This window comes from Terribacillus aidingensis, from assembly GCF_040703035.1.
GTDB lineage: Bacteria > Bacillota > Bacilli > Bacillales > Amphibacillaceae > Terribacillus.
On record NZ_CP159996.1, the window covers coordinates 1,784,133 to 1,799,869 of the forward strand.

Below are 15,737 nucleotides of genomic sequence, written 5' to 3' on the forward strand. Positions count from 1 at the left end.
CCCTACTCCTTATCTTCCGAGAGCCTCGTGTACGGCTTTAAGGATTTTTTCTACAACACCATCAATCGATAGTGCAGTTGTATCGATTTCAACAGCGTCTTCCGCTTTGACTAATGGAGATGCTTCCCTTTCAGAATCGAGCTTGTCACGAAGACGAATTTCCTCTTTCAGCTGTTCCAGATCTGCCTCGAATCCTTTGGCGATATTTTCTTTATAACGGCGCTCTGCACGTTCCTCTACAGAAGCGATCATGAAAATCTTCACTTCAGCATCCGGAAGGACTCGAGTCCCAATATCACGGCCATCCATGACAATACCATTATCGGCTGCAAGTTTCTGCTGTCGTCTCACCATTTCTTCGCGTACAAGCGGATGCTTAGCGACAATGGAAACATTATTTGTCACTTCATTCGAGCGGATTGCTTCGGTTACATCTTTACTATTTACAAGTACTTTTTGACCTTCTTCATGCTGCATCAAAACAATGTCAATTCCTTGCAGCAAGGATAGTAAAGCTTCCTCTGATTCCAAATCAGCTCCAGCTTCAAGTGCAGTCAGTGTAAGCGCTCGGTACATGGCACCAGTATCCACATATACAAATTGCAATTTTTTAGCTACTAATTTGGATACCGTACTCTTGCCTGCAGCTGCAGGTCCATCAATTGCGATAGCGATAGTTTTCGTCATTCAATTCAATCCTTTTTCTCATCATAATCGGAAATAAAACCTAATAAAGCATAACACAGGAAAGCGGCTTGGTCTATTTGAAGTCTACCTGATTCGAACCCCTTTTTTCCGCTGTTCCCGCTGACGCTCAAAGCAGAAACGGATGATTGCTTGTCTGTCCCGTTCCTGGATTTCATCGAACTGAATGCTAGCGATTATTTTGCCGGATTTCTCATTACGGACGATTCGAATGATATTTCCTGAGGCTGTCAGAAAAGCAGGACCCTCTTTCTGCAGAGAGTAGGCAATATACAGCGTTACGCTCATCCCCTCCTTGAATCCATGCTTCTCAGGCAGCAGCAAAGACAGCCCCCCTCCGCTTATATCAAGTGTAATGGATGAAATCGGGGGTATACCAGCTTCGTTGCTGTGAAGAGCCACATCCGTACTCGTCATAATTCGCACATATTGGCGGCGCTGAATCTTCCGGATAGTATCTTCCTTCGGCATTGATAGTTTCAATGCCGGAACTTTCAGCATTTCTCTGCCCATTATTGATGTTCCGAATGTAAATGCATTCTCGTCTTCTGTCACATATAATGCTCTAAAAGCAGTACCGACTGGAAAAATATCTGTCCGTTTTGTCTGTTCGTTAACCGGATAATCGATATAAATCGCATCTTCTTCCAAATCGATTACTTTGGCCCGATATCGAAGCCATTCGTCCCGATTTAATGTATCTGTTTTCTCTAATACTAAAGTACTACCGATTTTCAGCAAGCACCTCGCCTCTTCCCTTGAATCGTTCTTTCTTCCTATTATTACAAAAATATTCAAAAAGGGGAAGGCTGTTTGCCATTCCCCTTTACGTACTTTGCAGAAAACGTGCTTCTGTTGTTGTTTGTTTCTCGATTTCTTCTTCTTTTCCTGTATTGGCATTTACATAAATTCGGTAAGTTTCGTCATTCCTAGTACCCATTATTTCATAGACGAGTGTTTCTTCATGGGTATCGTTCTCGATCAAAGCAAGATGAGTCTCCTGAACCTTAACATTTTGATTGAGTTTTTCCGTTGCTTGATCTTCTGTAAGCTTTGGTTTCTGTAAATCACGCTTATGGTGATTCATAAAATAGTCACGGGCATTATAGCCTAGAATATCTCCATTATCGAGTGCTACTTTCACTTGCACAATATCTGCATATATACGAACGTCGTTTTGGACAGGTACAAAGAAGAAGATACCGACAGAATCATACTGGCTGCTCTGCACCATTTCCATATCCGCCAGTTTCTGCTCTTCCAAGAAGTCCTGTGCCTTTTGCTGGGCATCGTGCAATCCCAGTTTCGGCTCCTCCCGATCCCGCTGCATCATTAGTGTAAGAATGTGACCGCCTTTTTGACTGATATCTGCATAGCCGCTTTCGCCATCCTTTTGATAGGAGAGACTATATAGAGGTACATCAGAACCTTTACCTGATTTTCCGCCTTCTATGCCGCTTATCGTATTCAAATCAAAAGCTTTTGCAGCAACTGTCTTTGCTTGTTTTTGATTGATTCGTTCACCGGTCACGCCTTCAAATTTATGCTCTTCGTTGGAGGCTGGCAATGCACCGTTATTGAAATCTTTTTCGTCAGAAAATCCTCCTGAGGTATCATCTACATTTTTAAAGCTTGAAATGATGGTATTATCTGAATGATCTGGTTCATCATCTGATAACGCAAGCTCCACATCAGTCCAGTGCAGGTTATCTCCCAGAACTGTATTTTGGACATTCCGCAGCTCATTTTTAATTTGCCCCGCATTATCATGCAGCTTCTCCAAGCGCTGCATTTCTTCTTCAGACAATGGTTCCTTGTCCAAATCCCGGACAGCTGTTTTGTACGTAAAATCACCAATGTTCGTTAAAAATTTCTCTGTTTTTTCAAATGGTAGTAGTGCTAATGGAAGCTGGCCGACGTCTGTATGTGCTTCAGATGATAAACGCCAGATTTCCGCTAATTGTGGGGAAAGGGAATCTCTGGAGTTCATTGCCAGTGTCGCTCCGATCTTATCGTGCAGCGTATCAATCCGGTACGTCAGCTCGTGGAAAGAACGCTGATAATTATTTTCTGCTTGCATCTTGATATCATTCTTTTCCTGGCGTTCATTATAGCCCCAAAAAGCTGTTCCTGTGAGTGCCAAAGCCAGAACGCCGATAATAACCCATTTGTACATCCTTCGCTCTCCTTTCTACATACAGAAAATGTGTTCACCGATCGTTTTAATCTGAGGTCTGCCCCAAATCCATGGCGAAGTTGCCGTGTTTGGGTTGAAGTAATAAATGGCTCCTCCGGAAGGATCCCAGCCGTTTATTGCATCCAATACTGCTTGTTCCGCTGTTTCATCAGGTGTCAGCCATATTTGGCCATCTGCAACAGCTGTGAAAGCTCTCGGTTCGAAAATGACACCAGAGATGGTGTTAGGGAAAGAAGGATCTTCCACCCTGTTCAGAATGACTGCTGCTACTGCTACTTGCCCAACATACGGTTCTCCTCGCGCTTCTCCATGGACAGCATTAGCCATTAGTTTAATATCATTCTGAGAATACCCATTTGGAACATTGACTGCAGACGTAGTTGGAGCATTAGCATTAGTATTGCCTCCGCCTCCGCCTCCATTACCACGCTTCTTCACCTGATTTTCCTGCGGTGTTCCACCATAATAAGTGAATGTATTACCTTCTTGAATCTGACGCATAACGAAGGCTTTGTCGTACTTCGTCATGGAAACTAGCTTGTCTTTCGCCTGCTGGCCTGCAACACCGTCAATCTCCATTCCGAATTCATATTGAAAATTACGTAGTGCCCAGTACGTGCTCCACCCGAAAACACCATCAATTGTTTTATTGTAGTATCCTGCATATTGTAAGCGAGCTTGCAGTTCCACTACGTCGTCACCTGTGGCTCCATGCTGGATCACCTGATCGGAAAAGGCTTTAGTCTCTACAGGTGCCGATAGGATTGCGCCTATCAATATCAGACCGGCACATAACAATTTGCAAAGCCGAAACTTTTTACTTTCCATCTGTCTTTTTCCTCCAACCTAACTATGATCTGATACCGATAGCTTTCTTCTCGTGTGCTCATATTATGCAACAAAAAAAGAGCCAGGCAGATTCACTGCCTGACTCTTTTATTTCGTTGTATGTATCTGTTCAATAGGATGCTGAATTGCTGATCGCACTTTACGAAGTCCGATTATCCAAAGGATGATCATGAAGGGAACCAGTACGTAAATCCAGTTGAATGTAACAATCAGTAAAATATAATCGTATAATCCGTGCAGCAAAAACGGGATCAGCATCGCTCCGAAAATACGCAAACGAGGATGATAACTGCCGAATTTAGCTCTTCCGAGATAATATCCCATCAGCACTCCAAAAAGAGCATGGGAAGAAACCGGGAAGAGCGCCCGAGTGAAAGCATAGTCTACCCCATGCGCAAATAAGTAGAGTACATTCTCCACCGTAGCAAAGCCCAAGCTGATACTGACACCATAAATGATCCCATCATATACCGAATCCATCTCAGTGTGCCGGAAAGCTGTGTACAGGAAGATGAACCATTTGAAGAACTCTTCCATGAATCCGACAGTGAAAAATGAGTAAACGATCGGATGCGTGCTTAATCCTTCGGCTTTCATCGCATATTGGATGAACATGATAGGAAAAACAAGCAGAGCGCCATATAGGAAAGTCCGCAGTACCATGCTGAGCGGCTCGGGCTCCAGACGATCCTTCAAATAGAAGAAGGTGAGAAGCGCGAGGGCTGGCGCAATAGCTGCGGAAAGGATGGTAAGCATGATAGCACCTCTTCCAACTAACAATCTTCCCTTATCGTACCATGTGGTCTATTTTTTTGGAATATGTTACTGGAAAGAACCAGGAAATAATTCCTGCGGTCTATATAAGCCTGTCGGTCTGATCCGATGCCAAAGCAACAGCAAGCTCGATTCGGGCTTTCTTACTATCTTGATCCTTTCCTAACAGAACACCAGCCTTATACAGATCATAGGCACTTCCCTCATAATCATATGTCGTATAGACATTACCTTCTTCAGAAGCAGTCGTTAGAATGATTTTGATACCATCCTGTAAGGCTTGAAGGATTTCTTCTTTCATTTTTGGAGCTACTTGTCCTCGCCCAACGCCCTCTAAGACAATGCCTTTTACCCCTGCTTCACGCGCTGCTTTAAGAAATTTGCCGTCCGCCTGCAGATAGCACTTGATAATATCCACGTCAGGAAGCCTGCTTTTCAGCTCATACGTATTCCGTTTGACCGGTTTTTGATAGAGATACACTTTATCATTGTCAATAATACCTAAATATCCGAACCCGAAAGCATTGAAGCCTTGGATATTGGAGGCATGCTCTTTTTTAACATATTTTGCTGGGAAAATACGCTCATTGAAGACAACAACAGTTCCGCAATCCAACAATTGGTCATCAAAAGCTGTCAGAACAGCGTGGCGCAGGTTGATGAACACATCAGAACCAAGTTCGTGGATAGCACGCTGTGAACCTGTGACGACAACTGGACGGGCATCCGCTATGGTCAAATCAAGGAAATAAGCCGTTTCCTCCAGCGAATCTGTGCCATGTGTGACAACAACCCCTTGGACTTGCGGATCCTTTAGCTGCTGTTCGATTATTTCTTTTAATGACAGCAGGTCATCAAACGTAATGTGCATACTCGGTTTCTGAAGTGCACTTACCACTTTGACTTCGATATGATCCGGCAGATCAATTTGGCTGCGCAGTTCCTCACCCGTCATTTCACCGGATGCAAGTTTTCCGCTTTCTTCATTCGGAACACTGGCAATTGTGCCGCCAGTAGTGATCAATACAACTTTCCCTTTTTTCATCTATTTTCTTCCTTTCAGTTACGCGAAGCAATTGATTGGGCAATCTGTCCACCATGGAAACGTCCATTTTCGATGAATACTTCGTTATTATTATTCCCAGCTGCGATTACTCCCGCAATGAAAATACCCGGTACGTTCGACTCCATCGTTTCCGGATCATAGTCAGGCTTTCCTGTTTCTGGATGAATGGAGATACCCATGCTTTGCAGTAGCTTCAGATCGGGCCGGTACCCAGTCATCGCAAAAACGAAATCAGCGTCGACCGATTGAGTCTCGCCTTCTGCTTCATAAATAACCTGTGTATCGGTGATCTCTTTAATATGTGCATTGAATCTATGGTCGATGTATCCATTACGAGCCAATGATTCGTATTCTGGCAGGATCCAAGGCTTTACACTTTTGGAATATGTACTGCCGCGATAGAGTGCTGTAATATTCGCACCTGCTTTATGAAGTTCTAACACAGCATCGACGGCGGAATTTTTCCCGCCAATTACCGTCACATTTTTACCGAAATAAGGATGAGCTTCTTTAAAATAATGGAATACGTGCGGCTGATTCTCACCAGGCACATTCATCAAGTAAGGCTGATCGTAGTATCCGGTTGCTACAATAACATAATCTGCTTTATAGTGTTTTTCTTCCTCCTTTATCGTCTTCGTAGTTAACGTAAAGTCATGAACACTTCCAGACACTTGCATCACTCGCTCGAAAGTATGTATACGCAAATTCTGTCGCTGAGCAACTGTTCGATAATAAGCCAGCGCCTGGTTCCTGACAGGTTTCTTCATTTCGGTAACAAATGCTATATCGCCTACCTCCAGCCGTTCACTGGAGCTGAAGAAGGTCTGGTGGGTAGGATAGTTATAAATTGAATTTACGACATTGCCTTTTTCGATAAGAAGCGGTTCGATACCAACTTTTTGCAGCTCAATTGCTGCGGATAATCCGCATGGACCGGCTCCTATAATGATTGCTTGTTCTTTTTGCATTGTACTGCTCCTTTCTATCCCTCTTCCCGAGAAAAGAGAAAGCTCTTATCCTTTTTGTTTCAGGATAAGAGCATAATTTCCATTATGATTAGATCCAGCCTCTGAATCTGGATGCTTCCGCCATTTTCCGGACACCTACCATGTATGCAGCCAGTCGCATATCGACCCGTCTAGTTTGTGCAGTCTGGTATACATTTTGGAACCCTTTCAGCATCACTTTCTCTAATCTTTCTTCTACTTCCTGCTCCGTCCAATAAAAGCCCTGATTGTTCTGCACCCATTCAAAATAGGAGACCGTCACACCGCCTGCCGATGCAAGCACATCCGGAACTATCAAGATACCGCGTTCGGTCAAGATCTTGGTCGCTTCAAACGTTGTCGGTCCATTTGCAGCTTCAATCACAATCTGAGCTTTAATTTTATGTGCATTGTCTTTGGTAATTTGGTTTTCTACCGCAGCTGGTACAAGTATATCGCAATCAAGCTCCAATAATTCCTGGTTGGAAATTGTAGACTTGAACAAGTTGGTCACTGTTCCGAAACTGTCCCGTCGATCAAGCAAATAGTCGATATCCAGGCCATCCGGGTCATGAAGCGCCCCGTAAGCATCTGAAATACCGATTACCTTAGCGCCAGCTTCGTGCATGAATTTAGCTAGGTAACTGCCAGCATTTCCGAAGCCTTGAATGACAACACGTGCTCCTTCGATTCTGATGCCTCGCTGCTTGGCAGCTTCCTTCAAGCAGATTGTCACGCCTTTAGCTGTAGCTGTTTCCCTGCCATGTGAACCTCCCAATACAATCGGCTTTCCGGTGATGAACCCTGGATTGTTGAATTCATCCATCCTGCTGTATTCGTCCATCATCCATGCCATTATCTGAGAGTTGGTCATCACATCCGGTGCTGGTATGTCCTTCGTCGGACCGACAATCTGACTGATTGCCCGTACATATCCACGGCTGACACCTTCCAGCTCCCGAAAACTCATTTCACGGGGATCACAGATGATACCGCCTTTACCGCCTCCATAAGGTAAGTCGACGATACCCGCTTTCAGACTCATCCAAATGGACAATGCTTTTACTTCATTCTCGCTCACTTCCGGATGGAAACGAACGCCACCCTTGGTTGGACCAACTGCATCGTTATGCTGAGCCCTGTACCCTGTGAATATCTTCGTACTGCCATCGTCCATTCGAACTGGAATACGGACTGTCATTAACCGCACTGGTTCTTTCAGTAATTCATAGACTTCCTCGGGATAGCCAAGTTTCTGCAAAGCCGTTTGTACGACCCTCTGTGTCGATTCTAATACGTCCCTATGCTTGTTGTTGGTAGATTCCGCAGCGTTGTCGGCCACTGTTCTGTACCTCCTAAATGTTTCCCCATCTTGTTTAGCGATATTACCACATCGAATCTTCACCTCCATTCTAACAAAAAAGCAGCCAGATGGATAATGAGAAACGTGTATTTAATCAAAAATCAAAAAGATACCGGCGGATGCTCCGGTATCTTCGGCAACTTATGCAAAATACGTGCAGATCTGCCGTATTGCATCCTTATCGAAAATCTTTTTGCCGTATTCATTCAGCCGAACCGAGGTAACAATACTCGGGTTAGCGAATTCCGACATGACTGCAATCAAGTTTTCCCGCGCTGCAGGATGGAGCAGCGTTCGAATTTCCATATAGTAAAGATCGTTCATAAAGTACACAGCGGCATCTTCAATGCCGATTTGGTCCAGCTGACGTGAAACGCTGATGATGTCCTCAAAATCTGTGAATGAGAAGATAAGCTCCCTGCTTTCGTCAAGTGTCACTTTCATCTCGATATAATCCTCTTCTTCTTCGAAGTCTTCCGTCTGTGGATACTGTGTTACGATGATCTGCATCCCTTGTGCTTGAAGAATATGCACTTGAACAAGAAGTGTGCCTTCCAATTCGAAGCCCAATTCATCGCTTGCTTCATACATCATATCGTGAAAAAGCTGATGAACGCCTGGAAGATCATGCCACAGATCTTCTTTAGTCAAGCCTCTCTCGATTAAATCGTCGAAGGTAAGAAAGATCTTGAATTGATTTAATGAAACGCGCTCTAACTTCATCACTTTTCCCCCTTGGATGCCATTCTAGATATAGATAGCATATGATTCGCTTTATGTTTTGTACGCGGCACTCTCCCAATGGGAGCGTCCATTTTCGTGATAGTTTACAACCTCGAACAGAAAGGATTTGTACGTATAGTTAGTATATTAATCTTTGAGTTAAAAATACCCTTGTTGTCCAAACTGAAAACGGACTAAAATAGGGCTGGTATCGACAGCGGCACATCTGCGTACAACAGAATAAATCCTATTACTGCCAGCACGATGACCGTCAGGAGGATGAACCTGGCAATACCTCCATTCCAGCGCAGGCGGAAGCTTGTCCGCTGCCCGTCATGGACTGTCCGGCGTGGGGGTAAATTAAGAACATCGATACGCTGAACTGCTGGTTCCGATTCTTCTTGATCGGGTTTAAATTCCTCGGCACCCTGAGTCTGTGTCACGGATGCCACCAGCTCCTCCAGATTCTGATCCTTCTCTTCTGTCTTTGCCATGAAGTGTCCATCCTTCCATTTCCGTTTTACTGCTGCAGGAGGTGATACAGCTGCTCCCGCCAGCCAGTACGTTCCGGCTGTGCATTCATCAAACCTGCCTGCCATTCCGCAAGGGTATCACCGCAATTATCGCAGCATCTGCCTTTTGCTGGGCGCACTTCAGACTGAAAGTCAGCAAAAAGCACTTGGCGTCTGCATGTATCTGTATAAACCCATTCCTTCATACGCTGCAGCTGCTTCAGCTTATGCCTTTTCCTGTCTCCAACAAACTTCTCTATCTGGTTAAGGAATTCCTTCCAGGCATTTGCCTTATAATGCAGATGATTTCCCTTAACTATATCATGTTTCTCCATTTGATAAAGTAAAAATCGCCATTGCGTCTCACTAATCGGAATATGCTGGATGAGCAGCTCGTAAGATGGAAGTTCTGTCTGACCTGCTTTTACGCGCTGATAAAGGAAACGCAGCATTTGCTGAATCGAAGCTTGCTCTGGAAGGTCCTGCTCAATCAGATGGATGGGTATTTGCCAATCGCCTGGACTATAAAGAACAACACTTACACTTTCCTCGCCATCACGTCCCGCTCTGCCGACCTCCTGAATGAAAGATTCCTTATCACTTGGCAAATGATAATGAACGATCAGACGAACATCTTCTTTATCCACTCCCATACCAAATGCACTCGTACAGCAGATGATTTGCAGCTGGCCGGCAAGGAACTGCTGCTGGATCAATATCCTGTCTTCATTCTCCATGCCTCCGTGATAGTACGCACACGGCATGTCCGGCATATTTGCCCGAATGATAGCTGCCGTACTTTCGGCCATATTTCGACTTGAAAAATAAATGATTGTCGGAGCTTGAATCTTTCTCAGCAAAGCTAGCATCGTTTCATTCTTTTCCTGCTGGTCCTGTACTTCCTTGACGAAGTAAGAGATATTTTCCCGATCCATCGGATAGATATGTTTATCCATGTCCAAATCCCCAAGCAAATGCTGAATATCCGCTTGGACTTCTGGAGTAGCAGTTCCCGTCAATGCAAGTACTGGCGGACTGCCCAGGTTTCGGATCACTTCTGCCAAGCGAAGGTAATCCGTCCGGAATTCCTGCCCCCACTGCGAAATACAATGGGCTTCATCCACTACAAACATTTGTATATGCAGTGTCTGCAGACGATTAATCAGGAATTCGTTTTGCAGCATCTCCGGAGAAACATACAGCAGATCGTAATGCTGAAGTTTCCGCATGATCTGCTGCTTGTCTTCAAAATCGAGAAAACTATTCAGTGCAGCCACTCGCTTGAAACCTCTGGCACGCAGCTGTTTCACTTGATCTTCCATCAGAGACAGGAGGGGAGAAACAACAATGACTTGTCCGCTCCGCATGAAAGCAGGCAGCTGATAACAGATAGATTTCCCCGTTCCTGTCGGCAAAACTCCCAATGTATGATGGTTTTCTAGGACACTGCCTAGTATTTCCTCCTGCCCAGTACGGAACTGATCGTAGCCATAGAACTTCTGCAATGCCTTTTGCAAATCTGCTTTCATGCTTTCACCTCCTGTTCTTTCCGTAATGCTAATGCCAATCTGATCTGAAAATAATCATATTTCCCTTCCAGCAAAGCATGTATTTGTTTTAGTTTGTTTGTACCAGCCTGCATAGCGCTCGCTAAAATGATACTAGCATCGTTATCGGAAATGAATTTACTGGAAAGTGCTTCTCCATCTATCCAAGTGATTTCCACAATATGATCTTTAATTGTGTTCTCTGACAAACCTCTGACTAAAGCGATCTGTTCTACTGACATACCACGTTCAAGCATTGTCCGAGTCTTTTGCGCAGTAGTTGTGATGGAACGGATCTGCTGCTGCGTTCTATCCATGAGTGCAGCAAGATATGGATAGGCTGCCCCATCGCTGTCAGCATGCTGTAAAAAATGGTGGACAGTCGATGTCTGATATAGGAGCACATCTGTTTCATGCACGTGATATTTTTCTGCCAGCTGAACAGTAGTCAAGCCGATATGATGGTAGCCGGTCAATCGGTCAACGAATAAATCTGCCTGTATTTGCGGCAGTTTCCCGAGCAATCCATATAGCTCCTTATATACTCCGTTTCGCCAATCGTCCAAGTGATGCTGTTCCTGTCGATACAACTGCTTTATCCAATGTTGGATAGCTGGATTATCCGTTACAGGTATATACTGCTTCTCCTCTTTCGCTTGATTGGAAAGCAGCTGAACGAGCAGAAGCAGCCGATATAAGAATGGCTCTGTTTGAGTCTGATAGGTCATACCATTGAAATATGGCAGATTTTTTAGTATATCTTGGCTTTCTTCCTGCATGGCATTCTCGGCCACCTGGTCGAAAAACTGTCTGGATAGCTTCGGATAGATGCCAAACAGATGGGTAAGACCGTACATATGGGCATCCTGCAATGTTTGGGCGGAACGCTTGCCTTGCAGAAGATGATAGATGGACGCCGAACTCCGTTCATGCCTGATGGGCTGAGCGGCATGTATGATGATAGAAGCCAGAAGCATGGCAATCAACCTTTCTGTAAGCTTGTATTCCGTTTCGGGACGCGCTACACTTAGTATAAAGCAAGAAGCAGCTTTGTTGAAAGCGGAAGGGGGAAAGCGGGATGGCAATGTATACATATGTCGATCAGGATACTTGTATCGCCTGCGGTACATGCGGAGCTGTCGCGCCCGATGTATACGATTATGATGATGAAGGTCTGGCATTTGTCCTGCTCGACCGCAATACTGGTACCTTTGCTGTACCGGAGGAATTGCAGGAAGATGTAACAGAGGCATTTGAAGAGTGTCCGACCGAGTCGATTAAACTAAGTGATTTGATTATCGCAAAAGAAGCATTATCCCATATATGAAGAACCACTTCCCTTTAAGAGGAAGTGGTTCTTTTTCCTTCTGCAGGAATCCACTTACTGAACAGCTTTCGCAGAACAGGGTACAAAATGAAAAAGAAAATTCCATTACCGATTGCATGCATCGTATCGAAACTTATGCCCGCAAGATAGTACGCCAGAAAATGTTCCATTATGAATACATTCGGCAGTGATATCAATAAGCCGTACACGTATCCTGCCAAGACGCTGGCAGTTGTCATGACAATCAGTGGCGGCTCTTTCCACAGCTTGCCTATCAGTCCGAACATCAGACCGATTAATCCCCAAGCCACTATCTGCCACAATGTCCATAACCCCATACCCAAGATCATATTGGATAAAAGCGTGGACAAAACAGCAATAATGACACCTGCAGCTGGACCCAGCAAAAGCGAACAAATGATGATAACACTCGTCATCGGCTGCATGTTCGGCAGAAACGGAAACAGCACATTCGCATATATCCTGCCTACCGCTGCAAGTGCCGTCAGCATTGCCAGCAGCGTCAGCTTACGTGTGGTAAACATTAAGTTGCTTGAAGATCGAAGACAACATCGTCGCCGTCTTTCAATTCAAGCTCATTCGCTCCGACTTGTGACATTTCCCCATTAACCGTGAAAAGCCAGTATTTATTGGCATTTTCATCCTGGGAATGACCATCAATTGCCGTGATGAATCCACCATCTTCCTCGATTTCAAAGTTCTCTTTCATTACATCCAATAGATTGTCGCCTTCCCCGAAGCTGACTTCCTTGGATGAGATCTCTTCTCCATCTTCAGATAAGGTGATAGTGACCTGCTGTTCGGTCTTCTGCTCTGCCTGCTGGTTTTGCTGCGGCTGTTCGGTAGTCCCGCAGCCAGCCAGTATGCCTGCTGCCAGCAATAAGGCAGATAACATATGTAGTGCTTTTTTCATAAAAAAATCCTCCCTTTTAATAAAGGAAAGAGCATCAGAAGCTGCCGCTCCAACCGCTCAGTCCTCGAAGCGGTGAAACACAAGCACACAGGGCAGGTCTGCTGACTGATACCTTCATCTACTAAGAACCCTTCCCATCCATTAGGACAGTGGATATGTTCTTTTCGGCGGTAATCACAGCTGCGAGGACAGTCACGGAATCACACCGTGTTCCCTATCAAGTCTGTTCGACACCTTGTACGCTTTGATTCAGCTTATTTTATCATATTATGTCAGGTTTGTATCCTGAGGGAGACGAATAGTAAAAGTTGTTCCCTCACGCAGTTTACTCGTCACTTTGATAGTACCATTGTGAGCTTGAATGATATTTTTAGCGATAGCAAGTCCTAAGCCATTTCCGGTTTTAGCGGTTTTTCTTGTTCTAGATTTGTCAGCCTTGTAGAATCGTTCGAATACAAAAGGCAAATCTTCTTCCGGTATCCCGCTCCCCGAGTCTTTGACGATTATAACAAGCTGATCTTTATCGTCGGATACCAATACCTGTACAGCACCTGCATGCTCTGTATGGGTGATGGCATTATCAATCAAATTCGTCAGTACTTGCTCCAGTGCATCAGGCGCAAAATGATAGGTGCGTTTATCCACTGCATTGACGAGCCCAAGTTTGATTTCCCTTTCATCGGCCAAGCCTTGGAACTTACGGACAATCCGCTCCAGGAAAGGATTTATTTCTACATCTTCCATCACGAGATTTGTATCGCCTGCTTCCATCCGAGCAAGGTCAAGCAGCTGATTGACAAGTCTTCCGATTCGCAAAGATTCATCGTGGATGATTTGAGCCAGCTCGTTTTTTGCTTCGACTGTATCGGCGATATCATCGATGATTGCTTCACTATAGCCTTGCAGTAAGGAAATCGGAGTGCGCAGTTCATGCGTGATATTCGTTATAAAATCTTCGCGAAGCTTATTCAATCTTCGTTCCTGTGTCATATCCCGAACGACAGCGACCGCACCGCGAATAGCTGCATCATCATAAAGGGGCGTTGCTATAATCACCCATTCGCGTCCCTGGATCGTCACCTCTCGTGTAACCTCCGATGCAGTTGAGACAACACTTTCCATGATTTCAAGCCAGACACCTGGCACTTCATGAAATGTTTCGCCATTCTCAAACTGCCAATCATGGATAAATGCTTCAGCCGGCGGATTCGTCACGGTTAGTTCACCCTGCCGATTGATCATGACGACGCCATCCACCATGGCATTTACAACACGGGCAAGATGCTCTTTTTCCTGGCTTAGTGCGTTGATATTGAATTCCAGCTGTTTACCCATCTTGTTCAAAGCAGTTGCTAGCATGCCTATCTCGTCATGTGTAACGACAGGCACTTCTGTCCCGAATTCACCTCTGGCGACGTTCAGTGCTGCATCCTGCATTTTAATCAGTGGTTTCGTGATTCTGGATGATAGGAAAAAGGCAAACACGGTTGTCAGCACGAATGCGATCCCTGCTCCTAAGAGGATGATCTGTGTCGTCTGATTACCTGTCTCTTTTACGACAGATAGTGATTGATAGACATAAACCGCACCAGAACCATCCTGCAGCGGTGTACCGACAACGATTACACTTCTATCGGTATTAGGCAAGATAAGCTGTTTGGAAACATCTTCTCCTTCTGTTACAGCTTTATTTAATGTATCATCATTCAGCAGCCATTGCTGGTTAACATCAGGCAATGGCTCCGCCTCATCTGGATTTGATATCCAAAGCTCATCATTCTGTAGGATAGCTATGCGGGAATTCGGATCCTGCACACGTTCTGCAGTATCGTAGACGGTATTTCGGTCATCAATTTCTTCCAGTAAAATAGACACCTTCGTAGCTGTCTGCATGAGGCTTTCTTCGGCCTCTTCAATATGGAAATTACCAAAAAACTCCAACAGAAGGAATGTAAGCAGACCAAGGACGACTGACACAAGTACCAGGATAGTCAGCCATAACTTGTTAACAACACTTCCCCACAGCATCAGCTTTTATCCGCTTCGAATTTGTATCCGACACCCCACACTGTCACAATCATGCTAGCAGCTTCTTCTGAAACCTTGCTTAATTTTTCACGTAACCTTTTGACATGTGTATCTACTGTACGCAAGTCTCCGAAGAACTCATATTTCCAAACCTGTTTGAGCAGCTCTTCTCGGCCGTACACTTTATCTGGTGTCGAAGCAAGGAAGTGCAGCAATTCATATTCCTTTGGTGTCAATGTAACTTCCGAATTATCCGCCGTCACACGGTGGGCATCCTTATCGATAGTAAGATGAGAGAATACAAGCAAATCCTTCGCTTTTGCATCGGTATGCAAATATTTAGTCGTGGAAGACCGTCTCAATAGTGCTTTTACACGCAGGACGACTTCACGAGGGCTGAAAGGTTTCACGATATAATCATCCGCACCGACTTCAAAGCCTTCTACTCGGTCAGCTTCTTCCCCCTTGGCTGTCAGCATGATGATCGGCGTGCCTTTTTCTTTGCGGATCTCCTGACAAACCTCTATTCCATCCTTGCCGGGCATCATGACATCCAATAGGATTACATCATAGTCTGTCTCGTTTGCCATTTGAAGCCCCTGGTCTCCGTCAGCTGCTTCATCAAGCGTGTAGCCTTCCTTCTCCAGATACATGCGCACGAGTCTGCGGATTCTTTCTTCATCGTCTACTACAAGAATATGTGCTTCTGTTTCCATGGTCCTT

General features: G+C 44.9%; 17 protein-coding genes and 1 riboswitch. Of the genes, 1 reads left to right on the forward strand and 16 read right to left on the reverse strand.

Annotation, left to right across the window (positions count from 1 at the left end):
* Window positions 1-9 precede the first annotated feature (9 nt).
* The 12 genes from cmk to ABXS78_RS09490 all read right to left on the reverse strand — a co-directional run bounded on the left by cmk (window position 10) and on the right by ABXS78_RS09490 (window position 11,702).
* A complete protein-coding gene (cmk, locus tag ABXS78_RS09435) occupies window positions 10-687 on the reverse strand; it encodes a (d)CMP kinase (RefSeq protein ID WP_366249840.1) in 678 nt (225 codons plus the stop codon).
* Window positions 688-771: 84 nt separating this feature from the next.
* Complete coding sequence (locus tag ABXS78_RS09440) at window positions 772-1,446, reverse strand: PilZ domain-containing protein (RefSeq protein ID WP_366249841.1); 675 nt, start codon at window positions 1,444-1,446, stop codon at window positions 772-774.
* An 85-nt stretch (window positions 1,447-1,531) separates the two neighbouring features.
* Window positions 1,532-2,881 carry a germination protein YpeB gene (ypeB, locus tag ABXS78_RS09445; protein ID WP_366249842.1) on the reverse strand — a complete coding sequence of 450 codons (1,350 nt, stop codon included), beginning with the start codon at window positions 2,879-2,881 and terminating at the stop codon, window positions 1,532-1,534.
* A 15-nt stretch (window positions 2,882-2,896) separates the two neighbouring features.
* Complete coding sequence (gene sleB, locus ABXS78_RS09450) at window positions 2,897-3,730, reverse strand: spore cortex-lytic enzyme (protein WP_366249843.1); 834 nt, start codon at window positions 3,728-3,730, stop codon at window positions 2,897-2,899.
* Window positions 3,731-3,838: 108 nt separating this feature from the next.
* Complete coding sequence (gene prsW, locus ABXS78_RS09455; RefSeq protein ID WP_366249844.1) at window positions 3,839-4,507, reverse strand: glutamic-type intramembrane protease PrsW; 669 nt, start codon at window positions 4,505-4,507, stop codon at window positions 3,839-3,841.
* A gap of 100 nt (window positions 4,508-4,607) precedes the next feature.
* Window positions 4,608-5,570, reverse strand: a complete 963-nt coding sequence (locus ABXS78_RS09460) for an asparaginase (protein ID WP_366247063.1) — start codon at window positions 5,568-5,570, stop codon at window positions 4,608-4,610.
* A 14-nt stretch (window positions 5,571-5,584) separates the two neighbouring features.
* Window positions 5,585-6,562 carry a YpdA family putative bacillithiol disulfide reductase gene (locus ABXS78_RS09465; protein WP_366247064.1) on the reverse strand — a complete coding sequence of 326 codons (978 nt, stop codon included), beginning with the start codon at window positions 6,560-6,562 and terminating at the stop codon, window positions 5,585-5,587.
* 88 nt (window positions 6,563-6,650) lie between these two features.
* Window positions 6,651-7,922, reverse strand: a complete 1,272-nt coding sequence (locus ABXS78_RS09470) for a Glu/Leu/Phe/Val dehydrogenase (protein ID WP_366247065.1) — start codon at window positions 7,920-7,922, stop codon at window positions 6,651-6,653.
* A 162-nt stretch (window positions 7,923-8,084) separates the two neighbouring features.
* Window positions 8,085-8,666 (reverse strand): genetic competence negative regulator, encoded by a 582-nt coding sequence (locus ABXS78_RS09475; RefSeq protein ID WP_095222640.1) that lies wholly within the window; start codon window positions 8,664-8,666, stop codon window positions 8,085-8,087.
* A gap of 194 nt (window positions 8,667-8,860) precedes the next feature.
* Window positions 8,861-9,160 (reverse strand): hypothetical protein, encoded by a 300-nt coding sequence (locus ABXS78_RS09480; protein ID WP_366247066.1) that lies wholly within the window; start codon window positions 9,158-9,160, stop codon window positions 8,861-8,863.
* A gap of 26 nt (window positions 9,161-9,186) precedes the next feature.
* Window positions 9,187-10,707, reverse strand: a complete 1,521-nt coding sequence (locus tag ABXS78_RS09485) for an ATP-dependent DNA helicase RecQ (RefSeq protein WP_366247067.1) — start codon at window positions 10,705-10,707, stop codon at window positions 9,187-9,189.
* Window positions 10,704-11,702 (reverse strand): helix-turn-helix domain-containing protein, encoded by a 999-nt coding sequence (locus ABXS78_RS09490; protein WP_366247068.1) that lies wholly within the window; start codon window positions 11,700-11,702, stop codon window positions 10,704-10,706. The genes ABXS78_RS09485 and ABXS78_RS09490 overlap by 4 nt, the downstream gene beginning before the upstream one ends.
* Window positions 11,703-11,803: 101 nt before the next feature.
* Here ABXS78_RS09490 and ABXS78_RS09495 point away from each other — a divergent pair, with 101 nt between their 5' ends.
* On the forward strand, window positions 11,804-12,052 hold the full coding sequence (locus ABXS78_RS09495; RefSeq protein ID WP_095222807.1) for a ferredoxin: 249 nt from the start codon (window positions 11,804-11,806) through the stop codon (window positions 12,050-12,052).
* Window positions 12,053-12,066: 14 nt separating this feature from the next.
* Here ABXS78_RS09495 and ABXS78_RS09500 read toward each other — a convergent pair whose 3' ends face one another.
* From ABXS78_RS09500 to ABXS78_RS09515, 4 genes are all read right to left on the reverse strand, one after another.
* On the reverse strand, window positions 12,067-12,597 hold the full coding sequence (locus ABXS78_RS09500; protein WP_366247069.1) for an ECF transporter S component: 531 nt from the start codon (window positions 12,595-12,597) through the stop codon (window positions 12,067-12,069).
* Window positions 12,597-12,986 (reverse strand): DUF4430 domain-containing protein, encoded by a 390-nt coding sequence (locus ABXS78_RS09505; RefSeq protein ID WP_366247070.1) that lies wholly within the window; start codon window positions 12,984-12,986, stop codon window positions 12,597-12,599. Before ABXS78_RS09505 ends, ABXS78_RS09500 begins: the two co-directional genes overlap by 1 nt.
* Before the next feature lie 73 nt (window positions 12,987-13,059).
* Window positions 13,060-13,239: riboswitch (cobalamin riboswitch) on the reverse strand.
* A 14-nt stretch (window positions 13,240-13,253) separates the two neighbouring features.
* Window positions 13,254-15,014: an ATP-binding protein gene (locus ABXS78_RS09510; RefSeq protein WP_366247071.1), complete on the reverse strand. Its 1,761-nt coding sequence runs from the start codon at window positions 15,012-15,014 to the stop codon at window positions 13,254-13,256.
* On the reverse strand, window positions 15,014-15,730 hold the full coding sequence (locus ABXS78_RS09515) for a response regulator transcription factor (protein WP_095222633.1): 717 nt from the start codon (window positions 15,728-15,730) through the stop codon (window positions 15,014-15,016). Before ABXS78_RS09515 ends, ABXS78_RS09510 begins: the two co-directional genes overlap by 1 nt.
* Window positions 15,731-15,737: the final 7 nt, after the last annotated feature.

Bases quoted from the DNA above. Each gene is read 5' to 3' on its own strand.
- cmk (WP_366249840.1), bottom strand. From the start codon at position 687: ATGACGAAAACTATCGCTATCGCAATTGATGGACCTGCAGCTGCAGGC.
- ypeB (WP_366249842.1), bottom strand. From the start codon at position 2,881: ATGTACAAATGGGTTATTATCGGCGTTCTGGCTTTGGCACTCACAGGA.
- sleB (WP_366249843.1), bottom strand. From the start codon at position 3,730: ATGGAAAGTAAAAAGTTTCGGCTTTGCAAATTGTTATGTGCCGGTCTG.
- prsW (WP_366249844.1), bottom strand. From the start codon at position 4,507: ATGCTTACCATCCTTTCCGCAGCTATTGCGCCAGCCCTCGCGCTTCTC.
- ABXS78_RS09460 (WP_366247063.1), bottom strand. From the start codon at position 5,570: ATGAAAAAAGGGAAAGTTGTATTGATCACTACTGGCGGCACAATTGCC.
- ABXS78_RS09465 (WP_366247064.1), bottom strand. From the start codon at position 6,562: ATGCAAAAAGAACAAGCAATCATTATAGGAGCCGGTCCATGCGGATTA.
- ABXS78_RS09475 (WP_095222640.1), bottom strand. From the start codon at position 8,666: ATGAAGTTAGAGCGCGTTTCATTAAATCAATTCAAGATCTTTCTTACC.
- ABXS78_RS09480 (WP_366247066.1), bottom strand. From the start codon at position 9,160: ATGGCAAAGACAGAAGAGAAGGATCAGAATCTGGAGGAGCTGGTGGCA.
- ABXS78_RS09485 (WP_366247067.1), bottom strand. From the start codon at position 10,707: ATGAAAGCAGATTTGCAAAAGGCATTGCAGAAGTTCTATGGCTACGAT.
- ABXS78_RS09490 (WP_366247068.1), bottom strand. From the start codon at position 11,702: ATGCTTCTGGCTTCTATCATCATACATGCCGCTCAGCCCATCAGGCAT.
- ABXS78_RS09495 (WP_095222807.1), top strand. From the start codon at position 11,804: ATGGCAATGTATACATATGTCGATCAGGATACTTGTATCGCCTGCGGT.
- ABXS78_RS09500 (WP_366247069.1), bottom strand. From the start codon at position 12,597: ATGTTTACCACACGTAAGCTGACGCTGCTGGCAATGCTGACGGCACTT.
- ABXS78_RS09505 (WP_366247070.1), bottom strand. From the start codon at position 12,986: ATGAAAAAAGCACTACATATGTTATCTGCCTTATTGCTGGCAGCAGGC.
- ABXS78_RS09510 (WP_366247071.1), bottom strand. From the start codon at position 15,014: ATGCTGTGGGGAAGTGTTGTTAACAAGTTATGGCTGACTATCCTGGTA.
- ABXS78_RS09515 (WP_095222633.1), bottom strand. From the start codon at position 15,730: ATGGAAACAGAAGCACATATTCTTGTAGTAGACGATGAAGAAAGAATC.